This is a genomic window from Thermus tengchongensis, from assembly GCF_021462405.1.
Lineage (GTDB): Bacteria > Deinococcota > Deinococci > Deinococcales > Thermaceae > Thermus > Thermus tengchongensis.
The window spans coordinates 244077-268481 of record NZ_JAKEDU010000001.1; the positions used below are offsets into that span (position 1 = coordinate 244077).

Sequence of the window (24405 nt, forward strand, 5' to 3'; positions counted from 1 at the left end):
GCCGTCCGCCCAGGGTTTCCTAGCAGGTGAGCGCCCTGGAAAAGCTCCCCTTCAAAGCCCACCTCGCTTTCGGCCAGGGGACACCCCAGGCGAACAAGGGATTATCCTTGGAGCCCCTCCGGGAAGGCTCCCCCAAGGATGGGGGCCAAGGTTCCCTCCAAAGCCCTCACCGCCAAGGGAATCCTCCACGCTCCCTTGTCCCGCACCCCTGCCGGATTGGAAATAGCCCGAACCTCCACCCCCGGGATGCCCAGGGCCAGGCACGCTCGGGCGAAGGCAGCTCCCTCCATGCTCTCCACCTGGGCCCCCCAGCGCGAGGCCAGGGCCTCCGCCTCCCCCGGGTTTTCCGAAACCCGGTCCCGGGTGAGCCCCACCACCACCCGGAGGCCCAACATCCGGGCCAAAGCCCGGGTAAGGCCCGGATCCAGGGGAAATCGGTTGTAGTAGGCCTTTCCTCCCACCTCCAAGGCGGGAAAGCCCAAGGGCTTAAGGCCCTCTTGGGTACCCAGGTCCGCCTCCACCTCCTCCCCCACCAGGACCACATCCCCAGGAAGGAGGCCCGAGCTCGGGTAGGCCCCGGCGATGCCGAAAAGCAAGGCCTTCTCCACAGGATCCTGGCTGGCCCAGGCGGCCAGGGTAAGGGCCGCGTTCACCTTGCCGATCCCGGTTTCCAGCCAGACGAAACCCTCTCCCCTAAGCCCCTTCCTCCCCAGGAAGGAGAAGGGTTCGCCCCGGAGGAAGGGGGCCTCGAGGACCGTGGGGGAGAGGAGAAGCCACATCACTCCACCACCTTAAACCCCAAGGCCTCCGCCCGCTCCACGAAGAACTGGATGTTCTCCGCCTTCACCTCGCCCCCCAGGCTCTTGCGATCAAAGGCTTCCTCCGCCGCCAGGATCATGGTTTCCGCCAGGCAGGCAGGCACCTGGTCGGGGGCACCGAAGTGAAGGTCTAAGGTGGCCTTTGCCCTCCCGGGAAGCCGCACCACGCCCCCGGGGATGACCCTGACCCCAGGTACCTCTCTAACCGAGGGATGCACGTCGGGGGGCACGCCCTCGTCGTAGATCCAGGCTCCCGGCTTCACGTGCTCAGGGTAGATCACCGGGTTCGGATCGCTGGTGGCGGTGAAGACCAGGTCCGCCTCCCGGATGGCGGCCACCTCGGTGGTCACCTGGATCTCAGGCGCTTGCCCCTTTCGCTCCAGGTTCTTCCGAAGGCTTTCCGCCGACTTCTCCAGGCGCTCCCGGTCCCGGCCCACCAGGATAAGCCGCCCCACCAAGGGAGCGATCTGCCGGGCGATGCCGAAGGCCACCACCCCGTTCGCCCCCACCACCGCTGCCGTGGTGTTTCTCAGGTCCTTGCCGCTTTGGGCAAAGTGGGCCAGGATGCCGGGAATGGCCGCTTTGACGGTGCCCGCGGTGTAGGCCCCCCCGTTTGTCACCTCTATATCCGGCACCGCCTCCTGCACCCTCCTGCCCTTCTCCCCCACCACGCTCCAAAAGGCCCCCAGGCCCACCACCGTGGCCCCGAGTTCCTGGGCGAGCCTCGCCCCCTGGATGGCCCGCCTCACCGCCAGGTCCGGCTTGGCCTTGATCTGGTGGGGGAGCAGGGGAGCGGAGATGAGGTGGCAGAGGATCTCCCGGCCATCCGCCGTCTTAACCCCCCTCACCTCACCCACCTTCATGGGGCGGAAAAGCTCCGCTAAGCGTTCTATCCAGGCCTGTTTCAAAAGCCCCAGGCGAACCAGGGGCCGGGCCCAGCGGAAACGGGGACTTTGCCAAAAATCCTCCACCGTGAGGGGATGGATGAGGAAGGCGCAGACCACCTGCCTTTCCGAAGGCAGGGGCAAGGGGCTCCCCAGCTTGGGCTCGGTGCCCTCCAGGATGCGCCCCAGGTTCTCCTTGTAGCGCCAGAGGGCAAGGAGGAAGAGGAGGAGGGCGAGGAGCCTCTCGGTCAGGCCAAACCCTCCAAAGAGCATGACCCCAAGAAGCCCCAGGGGAAGCCCCAAGGCCCCCAAGGAGGCGTAGCCCGTGAGGGCGTAGAGGACCAGGCCCAAGGCCACAGGGACCAGGCCCAGGGCTGGGTCCAGGGGAAGGCCCGCCAAGACCCCCAAAAGCACCCCCGCCCCCTTGGCCCGGAGGGGCCAGGGGTCCCGGAAAAAAAGCGGGTAGAGGTGGCCCAGATAGACCGCTACCCCCAAAGCCAGAAGCTCCTCTAAACCAAGCCCCAAGCCCCGGCCCAGGGCCATGGGTAAATACCCCTTGGCAAAGTCCAAAAGGAAAGCTAGAAGGGTAAGCCCCAGCCCCGACCGCCTCAGGGCGGTTTCCAACCCCAGGGTGTAGGGGCTTGCCGTGCGCAGATCCACCCCCCGGCGCCTGGCCAGCCAGTACCCAAAGGGCAAGGCGCCCAGGGCGAAGGAAAGGGGTAGGAGAAGGAGCATCATCGCAGGTAGTTTAGCCCGGCCACCGCCCCACCCGTGAGAAGGAAAACGATGAGCCCTGCCGCCAGGACCCCAAAGGAGATGGCCAGAAGGGCGTAGCGCCTTTTGAGGCCCAAGACCACCGCCAACACCGCCCCGCTCCAGGCCCCGGTACCCGGCAAGGGCACGGCCACAAAGAGGAAAAGGCCCAAGGCTCCTAGGCGCTGCACCTGCTCCTCTCCCCGGAGGCGCACCCGGGCCTCGAGGGCCTCCCATGCCCGGGCTAGAAGGGGCACGCGGGTGGCCAACGCTACCGCCCAGGGCAGGAGGATGAGGGCCAGGGGGGCCACCAGGAGGTTGCCCAGGAGGGCCAGGAGAAAAGCCTTACCTGGGGCAAGCCCCAGGGCCACCCCCAGGGGGATGGCCCCCCGCAGCTCCACCACCGGCAGGGCGGCCACCAGGATCACGTACAGCTCAAGCGGCATAGGCCCTAAGGGACAACCCGCCGCCAGATCCAAAGGGGATCCCGACGGCGGGCCACCAGAGCCAAGGCGCTAGGCGCGGGCCGCCTTGGCCTTCTCCACCAGCTCGGCAAAGGCCTGGGGCTCCCGCACTGCCAAATCGGCCAGTACCTTGCGGTCCAGCTCCACCCCCGCCTTCTTCAGGCCGTGGATGAAGCTGGAATAGTTCATGCCGTGCTGGCGGCAAGCGGCATTGATGCGCACAATCCAAAGCCTGCGGAAATCCCGCTTCTTGCGCTTGCGGTGGGCATAGGCGTAGTTGCCCGCAGCGAAGAGGGTTTCCCTGGCCTTGCGGAAGCTTCTGGAGCGGAGCCCCCAATACCCTTTGGCCAGCTTGAGGATCTTCTTGTGCCTCCTGCGGCGAACGACTCCGGTTTTGGCGCGCGGCATCCTCTACCTCCTACTCGTAGGGCAGGAGAAGCTTCACCCGCTCCGCCTCTGGCTTGGCCAAGGCAAACTTCCGCCCCTTTTGGCGGATCTCCTTGCCGGACTTCTGCCAGTTGAGGTGCCGCTTGCCGGTCCGCATGGCCACCACCTTGCCCGAAGCGGTCACCTTGACCCGCTTCTTGGCGCCCTTATGGGTCTTCATCTTCGGCATGCTCTCCTCCTCTTTGGGAAGCGCCCCGCACCGGGGACTTGTAGGCTCCCCAAAAGCCCTCACACTATACCAAAGACGGGTGAAAAGGTCCAGTCTAGGCCGACGACACCTTGGCTGGGGCCAGGAGCATGTTCATGTCCCGACCCAGGAGCTCCGGCTTCATCTCCACCACAGCCAGACCCTTCAGGTCCTCGGCCACCCTTTCAAGAAGCCTCTCTCCCAGCTCGGGATGGGACATCTCCCGCCCCCGGAACATGATGGTGACCTTGACCTTGTGGCCCTCGGCCAGGAAACGCTTGATATGGTTCAGCTTGGTCTGATAGTCGTGGTCGTCGATCTTGACCCGGAACTTGATGGACTTTACCTCGGTGCGCTTGGCCTTTTTGCGAGCCTCCTTCTCGGCCACCTGCTGCTCGTAGCGCCACTTGGAGTAGTCCATGATGCGGGCCACGGGGGGATCGGCGGTGGGACCCACCAGCACCAGGTCCAGGTCCTGTTCCTGGGCCAAGCGCAGGGCCTCCCGGGTGTCCATGATGCCCAGCTGCTGCCCATCGACCCCGATCACCCGCACCTGCCGTGCACGGATACGTTCGTTAACCAAGTACTCCTTTATCTACACCACCTCCTAGCCCGCAGGTCTTCCCTTCTAGCTTGCGGGCTAAGGGGAGTGTAGCAGGAAAAGGCGGGCCCCTACAATGGGGGCATGGTCCAGGTAGAAGGAGGCTCCATCTTAAAGGTGTTCCTGAACGATCCTGAGCGCCGCAACCCCCTCTCCCCAGGAATGGTGGAGGGGCTGATGGCGGCCCTCGAGGAGGCGGAGAAGGACCCCGAGGTCCGGGTGGTGGTCCTTTCGGGCCGGGGAAAGGCCTTCAGCGCCGGGGCGGACCTGGCCTTTTTGGAAAAGGTCACAGAGATGGGCGCTGAGGAAAACTACCGCCACTCCCTCTCCCTCATGCGCCTCTTCCACCGCCTCTACACCTTCCCTAAGCCCACGGTGGCGGCGGTGAACGGCCCGGCGGTGGCGGGAGGAGCGGGCCTGGCCACCGCCTGCGACCTGGTGGTCATGGACCAAGAGGCCAAGCTGGGCTACACCGAGGTAAAGATCGGCTTTGTGGCCGCCCTGGTCTCGGTGATCCTGGTGCGGGCCGTGGGGGAGAAGGTGGCCAAGGACCTTCTCCTCACGGGAAGGCTCATCGGGGCGGAAGAGGCCAAGGCCCTGGGCCTGGTAAACCGGGTGGCCCCTCCAGGGAAGGCGCTTGAGGAGGCGGTGGCCCTGGCGGAGGAGGTGGCCAAGAACGCCCCCACCTCCTTGCGCCTCAGCAAGGAGCTCCTATTGGCCCTCCCGGGAATGGGCCTGGAAGACGGCTTCCGCCTGGCGGCCTTGGCCAACGCCTGGGTGCGGGAAACGGGGGACCTCAAGGAGGGCATCCGGGCCTTCTTTGAGAAGCGGCCCCCTAGGTTCTGAAAAGGCATAGCCTTGGAGCGGTGGGAGGGTTTGGACACCCGGCAAGGGCTATACTCCCCTTATGGGCCTTGTTCCCCCCTGCTTCATCACCGAGATCGTGGAGAAGGACCTGCGGGAAGGAAAGTACCCTAAGCTCCTCACCCGCTTCCCCCCCGAGCCTAACGGCTACCTGCACATCGGCCACGCCCGGAGCATCGTGTTGAACTTCGGCCTGGCCCTGGACTACGGAGGGGAGTGCAACCTGCGCTACGACGACACCAACCCGGAGACGGAAAAGGAGGAGTACGCCCGGGCCATCGAGGAGGACGTGCGCTGGCTGGGCTTCACCCCAGACCGGGTCCTCTACGCCTCCGACTATTTTGAAAAGATGTACGAGTGCGCCCTGGTCCTCATCCGAGAGGGCAAGGCCTACGTGGACGACCTCCCCGAGGAGGAGATGAGCCGCCTGCGGGCCGAGGGGAAGCCGAGCCCCTACCGGGACAGGAGCGTGGAAGAAAATCTGGAGCTATTCCAGCGCATGGCCCAGGGGGAGTTCCCCACGGGCAGCCGGGTGCTCCGGGCCAAGATCGACCCCACCCACCCCAACTTCAAGCTGCGGGACCCGGTCCTTTACCGCATCGTCCACGCCCCCCACTACCACGCCGGGGACCGGTGGGTGGTCTACCCCATGTACGACTACGCCCACCCCCTCGAGGACTTCATCGAAGGCGTGAGCCACTCCCTCTGCACCCTGGAGTTTGAGAACAACCGGGCCATCTACGACTGGGTCATCGAGAACCTGAAGGGGAAGTGCGGCCTCCCCGAGAGCCCCAGGCCCTACCAGTACGAGTTCGCCCGCCTGGACCTGAGCCACACGGTGCTCTCTAAGCGCAAGCTCATCCGGCTGGTGGAGGGGGGGTACGTCTCGGGCTGGGATGACCCCCGCCTGCCCACCCTGAGGGCCCTAAGGCGGCGGGGCGTGCGGCCCGAGGCCATAAGGGAGTTCGTGCGGCGCACGGGCATCTCCCGCAACGAGGCCCGCATCGAGATAGAGCTCTTTGAGGAGATGGTGCGGGACGACCTGAACCCCATCGCCCCCAGGGTTCTGGGGGTTTTAGACCCCTTGAGGGTGGTCCTCACCAACTACGACGGGGAGGAGCGGATCCAGGCCCCCTACTGGCCCCGGGACATCCCCAAGGAGGGCGCAAGGCCCCTTCCTTTCTCCCCGGAGCTCTACATCGAGCGCACGGATTTCAGCCTCAATCCCCCGAAGGGCTGGAAGCGCTTCGCCCCCGGGCAAAGGGTGCGCCTGCGGCACGCCTACGTCATCGAGCTGGAGGACGTGGTGAAGGAAAACGGCGAGGTAAAGCTTCTGAAAGCCCGCATCGTTCCCGGCACCCTGGGGGCCAACCCCCAGGACGGGGTGAAGCCCAAGGGGGTGATCCACTGGGTTTCCGCCCGGCACGCCCTGCCCGTGGAGTTCAGGCTTTACGACAGGCTCTTCCTGACGGAAGACCCCGAGGAGGGGGGGGATTTCCTGAGAAACCTGAACCCCAAGGCCCTCGAGGTGAAAAAGGGCTTTATCGAGCCCAGCGTGGCCCAGGATCCACCGGACACCCGCTACCAGCTAGAGAGGCTGGGTTACTTCTGGCAGGACCCGGTGGACTCCCGCCCCGGGCGGCTAGTCATGAACCGCATCGTGCCTCTCAAGGAGGGGTACCGGCCTCAGTAGAGGAGGCTAAAACCCCACGCTAACCCCCACTGCTGCCCCGATCCCCAAGCCCGTATGGGGAGACAGGTAAAGGGTGGGGTGGGCCTCCATGTACACCCCAAGAAGAGGCAAGGGCAGGTTCAGCCAGGTGCCCAAGACCGCCCGTAGGCCCGCATGACCCCGGGCATCCTGGGGTAGGGTAAGGGCGGGCCCTGTGCCGTAGAACCCTCCCAGGCCCAGATAGAGGTCGGTAAGGGGAAGCTTCAGAAGCAAGTCCACCCCACCTCCCACAGCCTCGAGGCCCACGCCCCCGTACACCCGCCCATCCAGCAGGAGGGGCACCAGGGAAAAGCGCACCCCCCCTGAACTCCAAAGGGGCTTCCCCCACTCACCTCAGCCCGCTGGGCCAGACCTAAGGCCAAAACCACCAAAACCGCCGCAAGCCACCTACGCATGCCGAACCTCCTCCAAAAGCACCTCCACCCGGGCCATCCGGGCCCGGTGGGCCCCGGGTTCGTAATCCACCAGGACCCCATCCACCTTGAGCATCCCCAGGGCCCTGAGGAAGGCCTCCTTCAAGGCCCGGGTCTCTAGGGCGCTCACCCGCATCCCTAGCTCAGGGTGCCGGGCCAGGAAACCCTGCGCCAAGGCCTCGGAGGTCCAGATACCGGAAAGCCTCTGCCCCAGGACCTCCAAAACCAGGTGTTCCCCCGGCTCCCCCTCCAGGATGTACCAGGGCCCCGAGAGATCCATCCCCCGGCATAATACCCCTCGTGAGGCTGGACCGCTACCTGGTGGAAAGGGGCCTAGCGGAAAGCCGGGAGAAGGCGCAAAGACTCATCCGGTCCGGCCAGGTCAAGGTGGCCGGGCAGGTGGTGACCAGGCCCGCCTACCCGGTAAAGGAAGGGGTCCAGGTGGAGGTCCTCTCCCCGGAGCGGTACGTGGGCCGGGGGGCCTACAAGCTCCTAGGGGCCTTGGCCGCCTTCCCCGTGGACCCCCAGGGCAAGGTGGCCGCCGACCTTGGGGCCAGCACCGGGGGCTTCACCCAGGTGCTCCTAGAAAGGGGTGCCCAGCGGGTCTATGCGGTGGACGTGGGCCGGGGCCAGCTCCACCCCTCCCTGCGCCAGGACGCGCGGGTGGTGGCCCTGGAAGAACAGGACGCCCGCACCCTCCAGCTCCCCGAGCCCGTGGACCTGGTGGTCATGGACGTGTCCTTCATCTCCTCCACCCTCCTCCTCCCCAAGGTGAAGGAGCTCCTCCGGCCCGGCGGAGAAGCCCTGGTGCTGGTGAAGCCCCAGTTTGAGCTTTGGCCCGGGGCCCACCGGGGGGTGGTGCGGGAGGAGGCCTTGAGGCGGGAGGCCTTGGAGCGGGTCAAGGGAAAAGCCCTAGGGCTTGGCTTCCAGGTGCTGGGCGAAGCCGAAAGCCCCCTGGCAGGCAAGGAGGGGAACCGGGAATTTTGGCTTTGGCTCAGGGCCCCTTGAGCCACTCCTCGGCGATCTGCACCGCATTGAGGGCCGCCCCCTTCAGGAGCTGGTCCCCCACCACGAAGAAGTCCAGGCCGTTTTCAAAGGCCAAGCTCTGCCGGATCCTGCCCACCTCCACGTCCCACTTGCCGCTCGCTGTGAGGGGCATGGGGTAGCGCCGGGCCTGGGGTTCGTCCACCACCTCCACCCCGGGGGCCTGGGCCAGGACCTCCCGGGCCGCCTCCGGGGTGACGGGGCGCTCGAACTCCACGCTCACCGCCTCCGCGTGGGCCCTCAGGGTGGGCACCCGCACCGCGGTGGCGCTGATGCGGAGGGAGCTATCCCCGAAGATCTTGTGGGTCTCCCAAACCACCTTCATCTCCTCGCGGGTGTAGCCGTTCTCCTGGAAGGCGTCGATGTGGGGGATGACGTTGAAGGGCAGGGGGTGGGCGAAGACCTCCGCCTTGGGGGCCTCCCCGTGCAGGTAGCGGTGGGTTTCGTGGAGGAGCTCCTCCATCCCCTTGGCCCCGGCGCCGCTTGCCGCCTGGTACGTGGCCACGATGACCCGCTTGGCCCTGAAGGCCCGGTGGAGGGGCCACAGGGCCATGGCCAGGATGGCGGTGGTGCAGTTGGGGTTGGCGATGATGCCCTGGTGGCGGAAGATCTCCTGGCGGTTCACCTCCGGCACCACCAGGGGCACGTGGGGCTCGTAGCGCCAAGCGCTGGAGTTGTCCACCACCAGGGCCCCGCCTTCTGCCCAGGTTGGGGCCAAGGCCTTGGAGAGGGAGCCTCCGGCGCTGGCCAGGACCAGATCGGCGGGTAGGAACCCCTCGGGCAGGGGTTCCACAGGAAGCTCCTCTCCCCGGAAGGGAAGCCGCACCCCGGCGGAGCGGGGGGAGGCGTAGAGCCTAAGCTCGGAAAGGGGAAAGTTTCTGGCCTCGAGGACCTTGAGGATCTCCCGCCCCACGGCCCCCGTGGCTCCTACCACGGCTACCCTCACCTTATCTCCTCCTTGCTGGCTACCCAGAAGGCTACCATGCTTTCGTCTCCCAGACCTTCCTCGCCCAAAGGGCTACCCCAGCACCTTGGCCCGCAGAAGGGCTGGACCCCGCAGGGGAAGAACCTCGTCCTCCTTTAGATCCAGCAAAGCCACGGTGTTTCCCTCATGGTCCACAAACTCAACCATGTAGCCACCCTTGGGATAGACCAGGACCACCGTACCCACATCCCCCGCTTCGAGGCCCACTTCCCTGTGGTCGTGCTTAAGAACCACCAAATCGTGCTCGCGGATCATTTCTCCCTCCACGGGTAGGCGGTCACCAAGCGAAAGGTATCCTCTCCCTCCCCACGATACCAAACGCTTTGCAGGAGAACTGGACCCGTGGGGCAGACCAAAGGGCCCCTTAAGATCAAGACCTCCCCCCTCCCCGTATAGCCCCGGGCGCCTTTGGACTTCCTGCGCCGCCTGGGCATGCGCCAAAAGCGCGAGCTCCAACACCTCCGGTGCATCCACGGAAAAACCCCTGGACAGAAAAAACCGCGCCTTGCTCCCCCCTTCTGGATGCCTGGGGTTAAGCAGGTACTCCGTCAGCTTGGACCGGGGCACGAGAAAGCCCATTCCTGCCGGTGCCCTCCCCTACCACCTAAGCTTTTCCCGCAAAAACCCCTCCAGCTCGTCCACATGGAGCCTTATCTGCTCCATGGTGTCCCGGTCCCGCACCGTCACCGTGTCCTTGAGCCTTGTGGTCCCGTCCTTGCTCTGGCCGATGGTGTCGTAGTCCACGGTGATGGCGAAGGGGGTGCCCACCTCGTCGTGGCGGCGGTAGGCCTTTCCGATGTTGCCCGTGTCCTCGTAGAGAATGCGCCCCAGGCCCAAGGCCTGGAGGCGGGCCTTCAAGGCCTTGGCGTAGCCGGTGATCTCCGGGCGGTTCTTGACCAGGGGGATGACCGCCGCCTTGATGGGGGCAAGCTGGGGCTTGAGCTTGAGAACGATGCGCTCTTCCCCATTAGGAAGCTCCTCCCGGGTGAAGGCCTCGGCCAAGAGGGCCAGCACCCCCCGGTCCACCCCAGCAGAGGGCTCGATGACATAGGGGACAAACCACTTGCCGGTGTCGGGGTCCCGGTAAGCCAGGCGGGCGGTGGAGTGTTCGTTTTTAAGCACCCGGGCGGTGATGCCAAGCTCCTCCTGGTCCTTGGTGTGGCTTCCCAGGTCAAAGTCCGTGCGGTTGGCGATGCCCTCCAGCTCCTCCAGGCCATGGGGAAAGCGGTAGAGGATGTCCACCGTGGCCTTGGCGTAGTGGGCCAGCTCCTCGGGGGGCTGCTGGTAGGGCACCAGGTTTTCCCGGCTCAGGCCCATCTCCTGCCACCACCGGAGCCTCTCCTCCACCCAGTAGCGGTGCCAGTACTCGTCCTCCCCCGGACGGACGAAGTACTCGATCTCCATCTGCTCGAACTCCCGCACCCGGAAGATGAAGTTCCTGGGGGTGATCTCGTTGCGGAAGGCCTTGCCGATCTGGGCAATGCCGAAGGGAAGCTTCCGGCTCGTGCTGTCCAGGACGTTCTTAAAGTTCACGAAGATGCCCTGGGCAGTCTCCGGACGCAAATAGGCCAGGGAAGCCTCGTCCTCCACAGGGCCCACGTAGGTCTTGAACATCATGTTGAAGTACCGGGGCGGGGTCCAGTCGCCAGGTTCCCCAGTAGCCGGGTCCAGGACCCCGGCAGCGGTCATGGCCCCCCCAGCCCGCTCGGGAGCCTGCATCATGGCCTGGACCAGGGCGTGCAGGTTGCCCTCCTCCACCTCCATAGCCCGGTAGAGCCGCCCGAGCACCCCTTCCGGCTGTTCCTTGAGGAGGTGGTCCAGGCGGTAGCGCTTCTTGGAGATGCGGTTATCCACCATAGGATCGGCGAAAGTGGCCTCGTGGCCGGAATAGTACAGGACCAAGCGGTGGGTGAGGACGCTGGCATCCAACCCCTCCATATCGTCCCGCTCGTAGACGTTCCTCCGCCACCAGGCTTGCTTCAGGTTGTTCTTGAGCTCCACCCCCAAGGGACCGTAGTCGTAGGTCCCCTGGAGGCCCCCGTAGATCTCAGAGCCCTGAAAGATAAACCCCCTGCGTTTGCAAAGCGCCACCAGTTCGTCAAGGCTACTCGCCGGCATCGTCCCTCCCGAAAGGGGGCTTGGCCCCCGGTTAAAGGGCATCTTACCGGATGCCGGGCCCTTTTGGCTCCTGGCAGCCCCGGTCAAGGGCCTTCCCCAAGGCCAAGGTAATCCCAGGCGCAAACCCCCGCCGCGGCCTCCTTTAGGCTAGAATGTGGGTAGAGGGGAGCATGAACAGGTACGACGATCGCGCCAGGCTGGTTTTCCACTACGCAAGGGAGGAGGGGAGCCGCTTAGGCCACTCCATGATCGGCCCAGAGCACCTCCTCCTGGGCCTGATGCGCGAGGGGGGTACGGCGGCCCGGATCCTCCAGGAGTACGGGGCGAGCCTCGAGGCCATGCGCCGCATGGTGGAGGAGCTGGTGGGCCGCGGAGAGGGGAGCCGCACCGGGGAGCCCCCTGCCATTACGCCCAGGGCCAGGCGGGTCATGGAGCTGGCCAGCGCCGAGGCCCGCAACATGGGGGCCTCTGTGATCGGCACCGAACATATCCTCCTGGGCATCATCCGGGAAGGTGACGGGATCGCCTACCGCATCCTCTCCCACTTCGCCAAGGATGTGGACGCCATCCGCTGGCGCATCCTCTCCATGGCCGAGGGGCGGGAGCGGGAAAAACCGGTGAACACCCCCTTCCTGGACGAGTACGGCCGGGACCTCACCAAGGAGGCCCGGGAGGGCAAGCTGGACCCCGTGATCGGCCGGCAGGAGGAGATCAACCGGGTGATCCAGATCCTAGCCCGGCGCACCAAAAACAACCCCGTCCTCATCGGCGACCCCGGGGTGGGCAAGACCGCCATCGTGGAAGGGCTGGCCCAGGCCATCGTGGAGGGGCGGGTACCCCCCATCCTACGGGGGGCCCGGGTGGTGGCCATCGACCTGGCGGGGGTGGTAGCGGGCACCAAGTACCGGGGAGAGTTTGAGGAACGCCTGCGCCAGATCATCGAGGAGCTCAAAAATGCCAAGGTCATCGCCTTCATCGACGAGCTCCACACCCTGATCGGGGCCGGGGGGGCGGAGGGCACCTTGGACGCCGCCAACATCCTGAAGCCCGCCCTGGCCCGCGGCGAGATCCAGGTGATCGGGGCCACCACCACCGGGGAGTACCACCGCTACATCGAAAAGGACGCTGCCCTGGAAAGGCGCTTCCAGCCGGTGATCGTCCTGGAGCCCTCCCCGGAGGAGACCCTGGAGATCCTGAAAGGCCTCCGCCCCCGCTACGAGGCCCACCACGGGGTCATCATCCCTGACGAGATCCTGGAGCTTGCCGTCAAGATCGGGATCCGTTCCCTTCCGGGGCGTAATTTCCCCGACAAGGCCATCGACCTCATCGACGAGGCGGCGAGCCGGGTGCGCCTCAATGCCTCCTTGGGCCTGCCCGTGGCCGAGGAAGAGGATGGAACCCCCGTGGTGACCCGGGAGGACATCGAGGCGGTGGTGGACTCCTGGGGGGGGATCTATGTGGACGACAAGGACGACGAGAAGCTCATGCGCCTCGAGGAGGAGCTCAGAAAACGGGTGGTGGGCCAGGAGGAGGCCATCCGCGCCCTGGCCAACGCCCTCCGCCGGGCCCGGGTGGGCCTGGGCGGCCGGACCCGGGTGGCGGCTAGCTTCCTCTTCGTGGGGCAAAGCGGGGTGGGCAAGACCCAGCTGGCCAAGGCCCTGGCTGAGGTGCTCTTTGGCTCGGAGCGGGCCCTCATCCGCTTTGACATGTCCGAGTTCCAGGAGCCCCACTCCATCTCCAAGCTCATCGGGGCCCCTCCGGGCTACGTGGGCTACGAACAGGGCGGGCGCCTCACGGAGGCCGTGCGCCGCCAACCCTTCAGCGTGGTCCTCCTGGACGAGATCGAGAAGGCCCACCCCGACGTGTACAACACCTTCCTGCAGGTGCTGGACGAGGGCCGCCTCACCGACGGCATGGGCCGGACCGTGGACTTCCGCCGGGTGATCCTCATCATGACCTCCAACACCGGCTACAACGTGGGCCCGGCTATCGGCTTCACCTCCAAGGAGGTGGATACCGAGTCTCCCCTCAAGGCCCTCTTCACCCCCGAGTTCCTGGACCGGCTGGATGAGGTCATCCGCTTCCGCCCCCTCACCGAGGAGGAGCTGGTGCAGGTGGCCCGGATGATGCTGGACGACATACAGAAGGAGCTGCAATCCCGGGAGATCACCGTGCGCTTCTCCCCCGAGGTGGCCCGGTTCGTGGTGGAGCAGGCCCCCAAGACGGGGAGCGCCCGGGCCATCCGGAGCATCATCCGGGAACGCATCGAGGACCCCCTTTCCCTGGCCCTCCTCAAGAAGCCCACCGGCCACCTCTACGTGAACGTGGAGGACGGGCACCTGGCCTTCCACGAGGTGGAGGGGGAGGAGCTTTTGGTCTAGATGTTCCCAGAAATCCCAAGGCCCCGCCTCCTCCTCCCGAGGGGGCTGCTTTTTCTTGGGCGCCTAGAGGCTTGAACCCATGGCCAAGACCTCCTACACCTGCGTGGAATGCGGTTACCGCACCCCCAAGCCCCTGGGGCGGTGCCCGGCCTGCGGCGCCTGGGAGAGCTTCCAGGAGGTCACCCTCTCCCCCGCCCGTGTCCCATCCCGCCAAGCCCACTTGGAAGTCCCCTCGCCGATTCCCCTTTCCCAGGTGAACGAGGCCGAGGAGAAGCGCTTTTCCTCGGGTCTTTCTGAGGTAGACCGGGTCCTGGGCGGGGGGTTCGTGCCGGGGGAGGTGGTCCTCCTCGGGGGAGAACCCGGGGTGGGCAAGAGCACCCTCCTTCTGGAGCTGGCCAAGCACCTCACCAAGAAGGTTTACTACCTGGCCGGAGAGGAATCCCCGGCCCAGATCAAGCTGCGGGCCAGGAGGCTTGGGGTCCAGGACCTCCTCCTCCTCAAGGAAACCCGCCTGGAACCCCTTCTTTCCCTCCTGGAGCGGGACCCTCCTGAGGTGCTTTTTGTGGACTCCATACAAACGATTGAGGCGGGAGGAAGCCCAGGCAGCCTGGTGGCGGTGCGGGAGGCCACCCATGCCTTCGTGCGCTTGGCCAAGGAGGAGGGCATCACCACCCTTTTGGTGGGCCACGTGACCAAGGAAGGGGTGGTGGCGGGGCCCAAGAGCATAGAGCATGCGGTGGACGCCACCTTATACCTGGAAACCGCCGGGGTCTACCGGGTCTTGCGGAGCGCCAAGAACCGCTTCGGCCCCGTGGGGGAGCTCGGGGTCTTTCGCATGGAGGAAGAAGGCCTGGTGGAGGTGAAAAACCCCTCGGAGGCCTTCCTCTTGGAGAGGCCCCTCGGGGTTCCGGGAAGCGCCATCGCCCTAGTCCTGGCGGGGGAGCGGGCCTTGGCCCTCGAGGTCCAGGCCCTGGCCGCCAAGACCCCCTTTCCCGCCCCCCGCCGGGTGGTGCAGGGGCTGGACCCTAGGCGGGTCGACATGGTCCTGGCGGTGCTGGAAAGGCGGCTCGGCCTTCCCCTGGGCAACCTGGACGTCTATGTGAACCTGGCGGGAGGGCTTAGGGTCTCGGACCCAGGGCTGGACCTGGCAGTGGCCCTGGCGGTGTATTCTGCGGTGGTGGGCAGGCCCTTGCCCCCCGACCTGGCCCTGGTGGGCGAGGTGGGGCTTTTGGGGGAGGTGCGAAGCGTCATGGGGCTGGAGCGGCGGCTTAGGGAAGGGGAGCGGGCGGGCTTCGCCCGTTTCCTGCACCCGGGGAACACCCGGGCCTTGGGGGAGGCGGTGGAGCAGTACCTGGGATGAGCCCTCGGCTCCTCCTCTACCTCCTCTTCGCCCTCCTGGGCTACGGCCTGGCGGTGGGCCTCGAGGACCTGGGCCTCCTCCCCCGCTCCGCAGGCCTCCTCTCCCTGAACCGGCTCTACCTGATCGCGGCGGGCTTCCTCTCCGGGGTGCTCCTGGCCCCCCGGCTGGAGGCCCTCCTGGAACCCCGCCTCCGCGCCTTGCGGGAACTTCCCCCAGAGGTGCCCGTAGCCCTCACCCTGGGGGCCACCCTGGGCCTCCTCTTCACCGTCCTCCTCACCACCCTCCTCTCCCAGGTTCCGGGCTTCTCCCCCTACCACAGCTTCTTCCTGGCCCTTTTCCTGGTGGGGCTTTTCTCCTACCTGGCCCTGGGCTACAAGGACTACCTGCGCCTGCCCCAGCGGGGGCCCCGGCCCCAGGGGGGCAAGGTGCTGGACACCAGCGTCCTGGTGGACGGCCGGCTGGCGGAGGTGGCGGCCACGGGCTTCCTGGAAGGCCCCCTTTATGTGCCCCACTTCGTGCTGAAGGAACTCCAGCACTTCGCCGATAGCCAAGACCCCCTAAAGCGGGCCAAGGGCCGCCGGGGACTGGAAACCTTAGAAAAGCTAAAGGAACTCCTCCCCCTGGAGGTGCTGGAAGAAACCCCCAAAGGGGAAAGCGTGGACGAGAAGCTCCTTTTCCTGGCCCGCTCCCTGGGAGGAGCCCTGGTCAGCAACGACCTGGCCCTTTTGCAGATGGCCCGCATCTACGGGGTGAAGGCCCTTTCCGTGCAAGCCCTGGCCCAAGCCCTAAGGCCCCAGCTCCAGGTGGGGGACACCCTAAAGCTCCTCATCCTCAAGGAAGGCAAGGAGCCCCACCAGGGGGTGGGCTACCTGGAGGACGGCTCCATGGTGGTGGTGGATGGGGGCATCCGCTACCGGGGCCAGGAGGTGGAGGTGGTCATCACCCAAGCCATCCAAACCCAGGTGGGGCGCCTCTTCTTTGCCCGGCCCGCCGCCGAGGCTTAGCGCCACGACGGGGCACCTAGCCCTTGCCCACGCTCCGCCAGAGCAGATAGGCCCCGGCCCCCACCAAGGCCAGGGGGAAGGCGTAGGCCAAGAGGCCCCTTAGCCCCTCGCTGGCAAGGGCCAAGGGCACCAGCACCCCCAAGGCGGGCCAAAGGGCCCAGCGTTGCCCCAGGAGGAAGAGAAGGCCAAAGGTGAGGGCAAGGCCCACGAAGAGGAGCCAGCCCGCCTCCACCCCCAGGAGGCCGAACCCGGGGACCCCCAACAGCACCCGCCCCAGGGCCAACCCCAGGTTCTGCAAGAGGAGAAGCACCCCTAGGAGAACCAGGGTCAGCCCCAGCACCCACCCGCCGCCCTTAAGCTCCTTTCCCCTCCAGCCTAAGTACCCGCACGCAAAGGTTGCCCCACCGGCCAAAGCCAAAGCGGCTTGCTCATGGCCTTTTTGGGGCCCCCGGCGGGGGGCAAGCCACGCCGGGGCACTTAGGCCCTTAGCCTGCCAGGAGGAAGGGTATAATGCCCCTTGGCCTTGGCCCGCCAAGGCCAAGGAGGTGGAGCTTGAACCTGCACGAGTATCAAGCCAAGGAGATCCTGGCCCGCTACGGGGTGCCGGTGCCCCCCGGCAAGGTGGCCTACACCCCGGACGAGGCCAAAAGGATCGCCGAGGAGTTTGGCAAGCGGGTGGTGATCAAGGCCCAGGTGCACGTGGGCGGCAGAGGTAAGGCCGGGGGCGTGAAGCTGGCGGACACCCCGGCCGAAGCCTACGAGAAGGCCCAGGCCATCCTGGGCATGAACATCAAGGGCCTCACGGTGAAGAAGGTCCTGGTGGCCGAGGCGGTGGACATCGCCAAGGAGTACTACGCCGGCCTCATCCTGGACCGAGCGCAAAAGCGGGTGGTCCTCATGCTCTCCAAGGAGGGGGGCGTGGACATCGAGGAGGTGGCCGCCGAGCGCCCCGAGGCCATCCACAAGTTCTGGATCGACCCCCACAAGGGCTTCCGCGCCTTTGAGGCCCGGGAGATGGTGAAACGGGCAGGCCTCGAGGGCAACCTCAACAAGCTGGCCCAGGTGCTGGTGGCCCTCTACCGGGCCTACGAGGGGGTGGATGCCTCCATCGCCGAGATCAACCCCTTGGTCATCACCACGGACGGCCAGGTGGTGGCCGCCGACGCCAAGATCGTCCTGGACGACAACGCCCTCTTCCGCCACCCGGATCTGGCGGAGCTCAGGGAGATCGAGGCCGAGCACCCCCTGGAGGTGGAGGCCAGCAACTACGGCTTCGCCTACGTGAAGCTCCAGGGCAACATCGGCATCATCGGCAACGGGGCGGGCCTCGTCATGTACACCCTGGACCTGGTAAACCGGGTGGGCGGAAAACCCGCCAACTTCCTGGACATCGGGGGCGGGGCCAAGGCGGAGGTGGTCTATAACGCCCTCAAGGTGGTCCTTAAGGACCCAGACGTCAAGGGGGTCTTCATCAACATCTTCGGCGGCATCACCCGCGCGGACGAGGTGGCCAAGGGGGTGATCCGGGCCCTGGAGGAGGGCCTTCTCACCAAGCCCGTGGTCATGCGGGTGGCAGGGACCGCCGAGGAGGAGGCCAAGAGGCTCCTCGAGGGCAAGCCCATCTACATGTACCCCACGTCCATTGAGGCGGCCAAGGCCATGGTGGCCATGGTGGGAGGTGCGGCGTGATCCTGATCAACCGTGAAACCCGCGTCCTGGTCCAGGGCATCACCGGCCGGGAAGGGCAGTTCCACACCCGGCAGATGCTGGAATACGGCACCAAGGTGGTGGCCGGCGTGACCCCGGGCAAGGGGGGTAGCGAGGTCCTGGGTCTTCCCGTGTACGACACGGTAAAGGAAGCCGTAGCCCACCATGCCATCGACGCCTCCATCATCTTCGTGCCCGCCCCCGCGGCGGCGGACGCCGCCTTGGAGGCCGCCCACGCAGGTATCCCCCTCATCGTCCTCATCACCGAAGGCATCCCCACCCTGGACATGGTGCGGGCGGTGGAGGAGATCAAGGCCTTAGGAAGCCGCCTCATCGGCGGGAACTGCCCCGGCATCATCAGCGCCGAGGAGAGCAAGATCGGCATCATGCCCGGCCACGTGTTCAAGCGGGGCAAGGTGGGGCTCATCAGCCGCTCCGGCACCCTCACCTACGAGGCGGCGGCCGCCCTCTCCCAGGCGGGCCTGGGCACCACCACCACCGTGGGGATCGGGGGCGACCCGGTGATCGGCACCACCTTCAAGGATCTCCTCCCCCTCTTCAACGAGGACCCCGAGACCGAGGCCGTGGTCCTCATCGGGGAGATCGGCGGCTCCGACGAGGAGGAGGCGGCGGCCTGGGTGAAAGCGCACATGAAGAAGCCGGTGGTGGGCTTCATCGGCGGCCGCAGCGCCCCCAAGGGCAAGCGCATGGGCCATGCCGGGGCCATCATCATGGGGAACGTGGGCACCCCGGAGTCCAAGTTGAAGGCCTTCGCCGAGGCGGGCATCCCCGTGGCCGACACCATCGACGAGATCGTGGAGCTGGTGAAGAAAGCCTTGGGCTAGGCCCTTTTCCGGGTTCCCCGCCGTGGCCTGCGCCACGGCGGGGCGTTTATACCCGCCCTGTGGCCTCGGCCATCCGCAAAAGCCTCTCCCCGTGCCCAGGGGTAAGCTCCCCCGGCCTAAGCCGCCAGGCCCAGTTCCCCGAGGGGCGTCCGGGGTAGTTCATGCGGGCCTCGCTGCCCAAAGCCAGGACGTCCTGGACCGGGTAGACGGCCAAAGCGGCCCTCGAGGCCATCCCCAGGCGCATGAGGGCCCAGGGCACCTCCTCCTCCCCCCGGAAGGCAATGCCCCAGTCCGCCAGGTAGCGCTCCAGAAAGGCCCGCTCGTGGGGGGTGGCCGTGCGGTACCAGCCCAAGGTGGTGTCGTTGTCGTGGGTGCCGGTGTAGACCACCACCCGGCCGTGCTCCGGGTAGTTGTGGGGCAGGAAGGGGTTCTCCATCCCGTTGTCAAAGGCGAACTGCAAAACCTTCATCCCCGGCAGGCCAAAGCGGTCCCTTAGGGCCTCCACCTCGGGGGTGATCACCCCTAGGTCCTCCGCCAAAATGGGCACCCGTCCAAAGGTTTCCTGAATCTTCTGAAAGAGCTTCTCCCCTGGGGCCTTCACCCAGCGTCCCTCCACCGCCGTAGGGCAGGAGGCGGGGATCTCCCAGTAGGCTTCAAAGCCCCGGAAGTGGTCGATGCGCACCAGGTGGAAGAGCTCCAGGGCTTTCTTGAGGCGGGCTATCCAAAAAGAAAACTCCTCCCGCTCCAGCACTTCCCAGCGGTAAAGGGGGTTCCCCCAGCGCTGCCCCGTCTCCGAGAAGTAATCGGGTGGCACCCCAGCCACCACCGTGGGGCGTCCTTCCCCGTCCAGGTGGAACCACTCGGGGTGGGCCCAGACCTCGGCCGAGTCCTCGGCCACAAAGATGGGCATGTCCCCGATGATCTCTAGACCTAAAGCCTCCGCCTCCCCTTTCAAGGCCTCCCACTGCCGGAAGAAAAGCCACTGGGTCCAGGCGTGGAAGGCCACCTCCTGAGAGAGGGCCAAAGACGCTTCCCTTAAAGCCCTTTCCTCCCTCAGGCGTAGGGGCATGGGCCAGCGGTTCCAGGGAAGGCCCCCGTGGTGGGCCTTCAAGGCCATGAAGAGGGCGTAGTCATCCAACCAGCTCCTTTCCCGGTCCCAAAAGGCCTGGAAGGCCTCCTTTTCCTCCCGGCCCGCCCGCTCCTGGAAACCCCGGAAGGCTTCCCTAAGCGCCGGCCACTTCCAGGCGTAAAGCCCCCCGTAGTCCACCCGGCCCTCGGGGAAGCCGGGATCCTGCAAGCGCAGGTACCCCGCTTCCGCCAGGGGGCGGAGGTCGATGAGGTAGGGGTTCCCGGCGAAGGCGCTGAAGGACTGGTAAGGGGAGTCTCCGTACCCTGTGGGGCCCAGGGGGAGGACCTGCCAGTACCTTCCCCCCGCCTCCTTGAGGAAGCGGAGGAAGGCCCGGGCTTCTTCCCCAAGGACACCCACCCCGTAGGACCCAGGTAGGCTCGTGGGGTGGAGGAGCAGGCCGTAAGCGCGCAGCAGTTCCATGCTCCGAGTCTACCCCTACTCTGGAAGCTCTTCCAGAGGCAAAAGGCCCACCCCCTGGGACCGACTCCGGACTTTAGCCTACCTTGTTCCCCTTCTCGTCGTAGACATAAAAGCCCCGGCCCGTCTTGCGGCCCAGAAGCCCCGCCTGCACCATGCGGCGCAACAGGGGCGAGGGGCGGTACTTGTCGTCCCCGAAGCCCCGGTGGAGCACCTCCATGATGGCCAGGCAGGTGTCCAGGCCGATGAAGTCGGCGAGCTCCAGGGGACCCATAGGGTGGTTCATCCCCAGGCGCATGATGCCGTCGATGGCCTCCTTGGTGGCCACCCCTTCCCTTAGGGCCTCGATGGCCTCGTTGATCATGGGCATGAGGAGGCGGTTGGAGACGAAGCCGGGGTAGTCCTGGACCTCGAGGGGGGTCTTCCCCATCCGCTTCGCCACCTCCACCACCACATCCCGGGTTTCCTCCGAGGTAAGCTCGCCCCGGATCACCTCCACCAGGGCCATGAGGGGCACGGGGTTGAAGAAGTGCATGCCGATGAAGCGGTCAGGCCTTCCCGAGTAGCGGGCCAAGGCGGTGATGGGGATGGAGGAGGTGTTGCTGGCCAGGATGGCCTCGGGCTTGGCCAAGCTGCCCAGGCGCTCAAAGAGGCGGCGCTTCTCCCCTTCGTCCTCCACGATGGCCTCCACGATGAGGTCCGCTTCCGCCAACTCCTCCAAGCGCAGGCTGGTGCGGATACGCCCCAAGGCCTCGTCGTGGGCCTCCTGGGTTAGCTTGCCCTTCTCCAGGAACTTGCCCAAAGAACGCCGGATGGCGGCGAGGCCCCGCTCCAGGAAGCTTTCGGCCACGTCCACCAGCACCACCTCAAAACCCGCCTGGGCCGCCACCTGGGCGATCCCGCTTCCCATCTGCCCTGCGCCCACCACGCCAATCCTCTTAACCTCCATACCGCACCTCTCCGGGCTATTTTACGCCCCGGAAGTTCACGAGAAGAACGCCAAGGAGAGCTAGCCCTCCTCCCAGGAGGGAGAGGGGGCTCGGCACCTCGCCCAACCACAGGTAGGCGATGAGGATGGCCAGGACCGGGGAGAGGTAGAGGAAGCTGGAAAGGCGGGAGGCCGGGGTGCGGGAGAGGGCATAGGTCCAGGTGAGGTAGGCCAGGGCTCCGGGAAAGGCACCGAGGTACAAGGTGGCGAGGAGGGCAGGCCGGGGAGCGGTGCGGAGGGCCTCGGGAAGCCCCGGCAGGAAGAGGAGGAGGGGCAGGGTGCCCAAGACCAGGGTGTAAACGGTCATCTCCCGGCTGTCGTAGCGGGCGAAGAGGGGCTTTTGCAGCACGAAATAGAAGGAGGTGGAAAGGGCGGAGAGGAGGATGAGAAGGGCCCCTGGGCTGAAGGCGAACCCGCCGCCCTCCCCGAAGCCGATGAGGGCGGCCCCCAGCAGGGCCAGGCCGAACCCCAAGACCCCCAAGGGCCTGAGCCGCTCCCCAAGGAGGAGGTAGGAGAGCAGCGCGGTGAAAACCGGCCCCGTGGCGATGAGGAGGCTCGCCGCCCCCGCGCTCACCCAAAGCTCCCCGTAGACCAAAGCCGTGTGGTAGAGGGTGATGCCCAAAACGCCCAGGAGGAAAAGCCGGGGCAGGTCCGCCCTCCGGGGGAGGCGGAGGCCTGTGGCCCTGGCGTAGAGGAGGAGGAGGGCGCTGGCGGTGAGGAAGCGGAGGAGGACCAGGTGCCCGGGGGAAAGCCCCTGGAGCCCCGCCCGGATCCCCGCGAAGGCGCTGGCCCAGAAGAGGATGGTGAAAAGGGCCGCCCCTAAGGCTCTAGGCTCCATGGGGAAGCACCAGGTAGTAGAGCCCCTGCCGCAGGAAACCCCGCTCCAGGAGGGCGTTCACCTCCCTCGCCCCCACCTTCTGCACCCGGTCCTTCACCTCCGCCAGGGAGAGGTAGCGGCCGGTGTAGAGGTACTCCATCCCCAGGTGGAAAAGCCGCCCCATGGGGGTCTCCCCGGCGAAGACCAGGCCCGTGGCCAGGGGGGTCTTGGCCCTTTGCACCTCCTCCTCTTTCACCCCTTCCCGCTCCAGGCGCGCCAGTTCCCCGTGCAGGGCCTCGAGGACCGCCTCCTTATGGGCGGGGTCGGCTTGCACGTAGGCGTGGAAAAAGCCCGCCCCATCCGCCTCCTCGTGGCCGAAGGAGGCCGTCTCCGCGAGGCCCGTGTCCACCAGGGCGAAGTGGAGCCGCCCCGAGCCCTCCTCCCCCAGGAGGTGGGCCAGGACCTGGGCGGCAAAGCGTTCCTCCTCCTGGTAGCTTACCCCGGGGAAAAGGCCCACCAAATAGAGGGCCCGGGCCTTCTCGTAGGGATGCTCCTCCATCCCCTGGACCGGGTTTAGGGTCGGGTAGACCCTCTCCGCCTCCCCTAAAGGCCAATCCTCCGTAAGCCTTTCCGCCTCGGCCACCAGGGCCTCGAAGTCTACCTTTCCCGTGGCAGCCAGGACCATGTTCCCAGGAAGGTAGCGCCTTGCGTGGTACTGGGCCATCTGGTCCCGGGTGAGGGCCGTGATGCTTTCCACCGTCCCCAGCACGCTATTTCCCAAGGGGTGGCCGGCGAAAAACCGGGCCCGGGCCCAGTCGTAGGCCATGAAGCCGGGGCGGTCCTGGTAGCGGGCGATCTCCTCCAGGATCACCTTCTTCTCGGTGTCAAAGTCCTCCTGGCGCAAGGCGGGGCGCATGAGCCTGGAAAAGAGTTCCAGAAGGGGAAAGGCGAACTCCGGCAACACAGCCCCGTAGAAGACCGTGGCCTCCTCGGAGGTGAAGGCGTTGTACTGGGCCCCCATCCGGTCAAAGGCCAGGTTCACCGAAAGGGCGTCCATCCCCTCGGGCCCCTTGAAGACCATGTGCTCCAGGAAATGGCTGACCCCGCTCTCCTCGGGGGCCTCGTCCCGGGCCCCGGTCCTTACGAAATACCCCAAGGCCACGCTGCGGGCCCCAGGAACCACCTCAGCGATGACCCTCAGGCCATTCCTTAGTTCGGCCTCACAAAACATCGTCCACCTCGCCCAGGAGCCCCACCCAGGGGTTGCGGTAGGGGTGTTCCCGCAAGAAGGCGTTCACCGCCTCGAGGCCCGTACCCTCTATGGCCTCCTCGACCTCGGAAAGGGGCCGGATCCGCCCCAGCACGAAGAGGTCCCGCACCATGGAGGCGGCCCGGCTGCGGATGGACTCGTCCGCCATCACCAAGGCGGTCTTCAAGCCCACCTTGGCGCGGGAAAGCTCCTCCTCCGTAACGCCTTCCGCCAGGCGCTCCATCTCCGCCAGCATGACCCTTAGGGTTTCCCCGGCCCTCTCCTTGGTGGTGCCCCCGTAGGCCATGAGAAGGCCCTGGCCCTTAACCCCGGCAGGAAAGGCGCTCACCGCGTAGACCAGTCCCCGCTTCTCCCGCACCTCGGTGAAGAGGCGGCTACTCATGCCCCCGGAAAGGACCTCGAGGGCCAGCCGGGCCGCATAGAAGCCAGGGTGGTCCGGGCCCACGTCGGGGTAGGCCAGGCCGATCTGCACCTGGGCGGTGGAGCGCCTGAGGACAAAGCGCTGGGGCTCCGAAAGCCTGGGCTCCGGGTACCAGGCCTCCTCCCCCTCCCAGGCCATAAGGGGCTCCAGGGCCCTTAGAAGCCTATCCCAGGAAACCCCTCCCGCCACCGCCAGGATGGCCCCCCTGGGGGTGTAGCGCCGCCCGTAGTCCTCCCGCACCGCCTGGGGTGTGGCCCTTTTTAAACCCTCCTCCTCCCCCAAGGGGTCCCGGCCGTGGGGGGAGAGGAAGACCCGTTTCCGGAGCTCGGAGAAAAGCTTCCTGGCAGGCTGGTCCTCCTGGGAAAGAAGGGCCTGCAGGGCCACGCTTCTTACCGCCTCAAACCCTTCCTCGGGAAGCCGGGGCCTCAGGAGAAGAAGGGCATAGAGCCGGAAAACCTCCTCCAGCACCTCCGGCAAAAAGGCGGCGGTAAAAAGGGTGTACTCCAGCCCCGCCCCGCTTTGCCGCCTGACCCCTAAGGCGTCTAGGGCCTGGGCCAGGCCCTGGGCGTCCAGCTCCCCCGCTCCCTTCCAGAGCCAGCCCTCTATGAGGGTACTGGCCCCCAAAAGCCCCTCAGGCTCGTTCACCGCCCCGGCGGGCACCAAAAGCTGGAAGGCCACCCCGGGGTAGTCCCGCTCCTCGAGGGCCAGCAAAAGCCCATTCGGCAGTCGCTCCACGCGGCTCACAGGCCTAAGGGT

The 24405-nt window shown here is 66.5% G+C and carries 24 protein-coding genes and 2 pseudogenes; 8 read left to right on the forward strand and 18 right to left on the reverse strand.

Annotated elements, in window-relative coordinates; all coding sequences use genetic code 11:
- Positions 1 to 101: 101 nt before the first annotated feature.
- From mqnB to infC, 6 genes are all read right to left on the reverse strand, one after another.
- A complete protein-coding gene (gene mqnB, locus L1087_RS01255; RefSeq protein ID WP_234557457.1) occupies positions 102 to 779 on the reverse strand; it encodes a futalosine hydrolase in 678 nt (225 codons plus the stop codon).
- On the reverse strand, positions 779 to 2440 hold the full coding sequence (locus tag L1087_RS01260) for a glycerol-3-phosphate acyltransferase (RefSeq protein WP_234557262.1): 1662 nt from the start codon (positions 2438 to 2440) through the stop codon (positions 779 to 781). The genes mqnB and L1087_RS01260 overlap by 1 nt, the downstream gene beginning before the upstream one ends.
- Entirely contained in the window at positions 2437 to 2901 is a 465-nt protein-coding gene (locus L1087_RS01265; RefSeq protein ID WP_135259421.1) for a COG2426 family protein, read from the reverse strand. Before L1087_RS01265 ends, L1087_RS01260 begins: the two co-directional genes overlap by 4 nt.
- Before the next feature lie 69 nt (positions 2902 to 2970).
- On the reverse strand, positions 2971 to 3327 hold the full coding sequence (gene rplT, locus L1087_RS01270) for a 50S ribosomal protein L20 (protein WP_135342782.1): 357 nt from the start codon (positions 3325 to 3327) through the stop codon (positions 2971 to 2973).
- 10 nt (positions 3328 to 3337) lie between these two features.
- Positions 3338 to 3535 (reverse strand): 50S ribosomal protein L35, encoded by a 198-nt coding sequence (gene rpmI / locus L1087_RS01275; RefSeq protein WP_135259419.1) that lies wholly within the window; start codon positions 3533 to 3535, stop codon positions 3338 to 3340.
- Positions 3536 to 3629: 94 nt separating this feature from the next.
- Positions 3630 to 4148: a translation initiation factor IF-3 gene (gene infC / locus L1087_RS01280; protein ID WP_135259418.1), complete on the reverse strand. Its 519-nt coding sequence runs from the start codon at positions 4146 to 4148 to the stop codon at positions 3630 to 3632.
- Between the two features lie 90 nt (positions 4149 to 4238).
- Between infC and L1087_RS01285 the strand changes: the two genes are divergently transcribed.
- Positions 4239 to 5000 (forward strand): enoyl-CoA hydratase/isomerase family protein, encoded by a 762-nt coding sequence (locus L1087_RS01285; protein WP_135342783.1) that lies wholly within the window; start codon positions 4239 to 4241, stop codon positions 4998 to 5000.
- Between the two features lie 61 nt (positions 5001 to 5061).
- Complete coding sequence (locus tag L1087_RS01290; RefSeq protein WP_234557265.1) at positions 5062 to 6711, forward strand: glutamine--tRNA ligase/YqeY domain fusion protein; 1650 nt, start codon at positions 5062 to 5064, stop codon at positions 6709 to 6711.
- 6 nt (positions 6712 to 6717) lie between these two features.
- Here L1087_RS01290 and L1087_RS01295 read toward each other — a convergent pair.
- Positions 6718 to 7145, reverse strand: a pseudogene (locus L1087_RS01295) (hypothetical protein).
- Positions 7138 to 7443: a DUF3234 domain-containing protein gene (locus L1087_RS01300; RefSeq protein ID WP_015716729.1), complete on the reverse strand. Its 306-nt coding sequence runs from the start codon at positions 7441 to 7443 to the stop codon at positions 7138 to 7140. The pseudogene L1087_RS01295 and the gene L1087_RS01300 overlap by 8 nt, the downstream one beginning before the upstream one ends.
- 20 nt (positions 7444 to 7463) lie before the next feature.
- Between L1087_RS01300 and L1087_RS01305 the strand changes: the two genes are divergently transcribed.
- Positions 7464 to 8171 (forward strand): TlyA family RNA methyltransferase, encoded by a 708-nt coding sequence (locus L1087_RS01305; protein ID WP_234557267.1) that lies wholly within the window; start codon positions 7464 to 7466, stop codon positions 8169 to 8171.
- Here L1087_RS01305 and L1087_RS01310 read toward each other — a convergent pair.
- The 4 genes and pseudogenes from L1087_RS01310 to L1087_RS01320 all read right to left on the reverse strand — a co-directional run bounded on the left by L1087_RS01310 (position 8158) and on the right by L1087_RS01320 (position 11310).
- Positions 8158 to 9153: an aspartate-semialdehyde dehydrogenase gene (locus L1087_RS01310; protein WP_234557269.1), complete on the reverse strand. Its 996-nt coding sequence runs from the start codon at positions 9151 to 9153 to the stop codon at positions 8158 to 8160. The two genes, L1087_RS01305 and L1087_RS01310, sit on opposite strands and share 14 nt — an antisense overlap.
- A 72-nt stretch (positions 9154 to 9225) precedes the next feature.
- Positions 9226 to 9447: a DUF4926 domain-containing protein gene (locus L1087_RS01315; RefSeq protein WP_038047110.1), complete on the reverse strand. Its 222-nt coding sequence runs from the start codon at positions 9445 to 9447 to the stop codon at positions 9226 to 9228.
- Between the two features lie 201 nt (positions 9448 to 9648).
- A pseudogene (locus tag L1087_RS13280) lies at positions 9649 to 9771 on the reverse strand (DUF6883 domain-containing protein); the annotation flags it as partial.
- A gap of 18 nt (positions 9772 to 9789) precedes the next feature.
- Positions 9790 to 11310 (reverse strand): glycine--tRNA ligase, encoded by a 1521-nt coding sequence (locus tag L1087_RS01320; protein ID WP_135342789.1) that lies wholly within the window; start codon positions 11308 to 11310, stop codon positions 9790 to 9792.
- A 170-nt stretch (positions 11311 to 11480) separates the two neighbouring features.
- Between L1087_RS01320 and L1087_RS01325 the strand changes: the two genes are divergently transcribed.
- The 3 genes from L1087_RS01325 to L1087_RS01335 all read left to right on the forward strand — a co-directional run bounded on the left by L1087_RS01325 (position 11481) and on the right by L1087_RS01335 (position 16055).
- On the forward strand, positions 11481 to 13691 hold the full coding sequence (locus tag L1087_RS01325; RefSeq protein WP_135259407.1) for an ATP-dependent Clp protease ATP-binding subunit: 2211 nt from the start codon (positions 11481 to 11483) through the stop codon (positions 13689 to 13691).
- A 79-nt stretch (positions 13692 to 13770) separates the two neighbouring features.
- The gene (radA, locus tag L1087_RS01330) at positions 13771 to 15051 is read left to right on the forward strand and encodes a DNA repair protein RadA (RefSeq protein ID WP_234557270.1); all 1281 of its coding nucleotides are present in this window, start codon (positions 13771 to 13773) and stop codon (positions 15049 to 15051) included.
- Positions 15048 to 16055, forward strand: coding sequence for a PIN/TRAM domain-containing protein (locus L1087_RS01335; protein WP_234557272.1), 1008 nt, complete (start codon positions 15048 to 15050; stop codon positions 16053 to 16055). The genes radA and L1087_RS01335 overlap by 4 nt, the downstream gene beginning before the upstream one ends.
- Before the next feature lie 16 nt (positions 16056 to 16071).
- On the opposite strand, the gene L1087_RS01340 is transcribed toward L1087_RS01335, so the two are convergent.
- Positions 16072 to 16395, reverse strand: coding sequence for a hypothetical protein (locus L1087_RS01340; RefSeq protein ID WP_234557274.1), 324 nt, complete (start codon positions 16393 to 16395; stop codon positions 16072 to 16074).
- Between the two features lie 212 nt (positions 16396 to 16607).
- On the opposite strand from L1087_RS01340, the gene sucC reads away from it, so the two are divergent.
- Both sucC and sucD read left to right on the forward strand, forming a co-directional pair.
- Entirely contained in the window at positions 16608 to 17744 is a 1137-nt protein-coding gene (gene sucC, locus L1087_RS01345; protein ID WP_167764484.1) for an ADP-forming succinate--CoA ligase subunit beta, read from the forward strand.
- Complete coding sequence (gene sucD / locus L1087_RS01350; RefSeq protein WP_135259402.1) at positions 17741 to 18607, forward strand: succinate--CoA ligase subunit alpha; 867 nt, start codon at positions 17741 to 17743, stop codon at positions 18605 to 18607. Before sucC ends, sucD begins: the two co-directional genes overlap by 4 nt.
- 46 nt (positions 18608 to 18653) lie before the next feature.
- Here the strand turns inward: sucD and malQ are convergent, their stop codons facing one another.
- The 5 genes from malQ to L1087_RS01375 all read right to left on the reverse strand — a co-directional run bounded on the left by malQ (position 18654) and on the right by L1087_RS01375 (position 24393).
- Positions 18654 to 20156: a 4-alpha-glucanotransferase gene (gene malQ, locus L1087_RS01355; protein WP_234557276.1), complete on the reverse strand. Its 1503-nt coding sequence runs from the start codon at positions 20154 to 20156 to the stop codon at positions 18654 to 18656.
- A gap of 73 nt (positions 20157 to 20229) precedes the next feature.
- Positions 20230 to 21102: a 3-hydroxybutyryl-CoA dehydrogenase gene (locus L1087_RS01360; protein WP_234557278.1), complete on the reverse strand. Its 873-nt coding sequence runs from the start codon at positions 21100 to 21102 to the stop codon at positions 20230 to 20232.
- A gap of 16 nt (positions 21103 to 21118) precedes the next feature.
- Entirely contained in the window at positions 21119 to 21979 is an 861-nt protein-coding gene (locus L1087_RS01365; RefSeq protein WP_234557280.1) for a DMT family transporter, read from the reverse strand.
- The gene (locus L1087_RS01370; protein WP_234557282.1) at positions 21969 to 23189 is read right to left on the reverse strand and encodes a M16 family metallopeptidase; all 1221 of its coding nucleotides are present in this window, start codon (positions 23187 to 23189) and stop codon (positions 21969 to 21971) included. The genes L1087_RS01365 and L1087_RS01370 overlap by 11 nt, the downstream gene beginning before the upstream one ends.
- Positions 23179 to 24393, reverse strand: a complete 1215-nt coding sequence (locus tag L1087_RS01375; RefSeq protein ID WP_135259396.1) for a M16 family metallopeptidase — start codon at positions 24391 to 24393, stop codon at positions 23179 to 23181. Before L1087_RS01375 ends, L1087_RS01370 begins: the two co-directional genes overlap by 11 nt.
- Between the last annotated feature and the right edge of the window lie 12 nt (positions 24394 to 24405).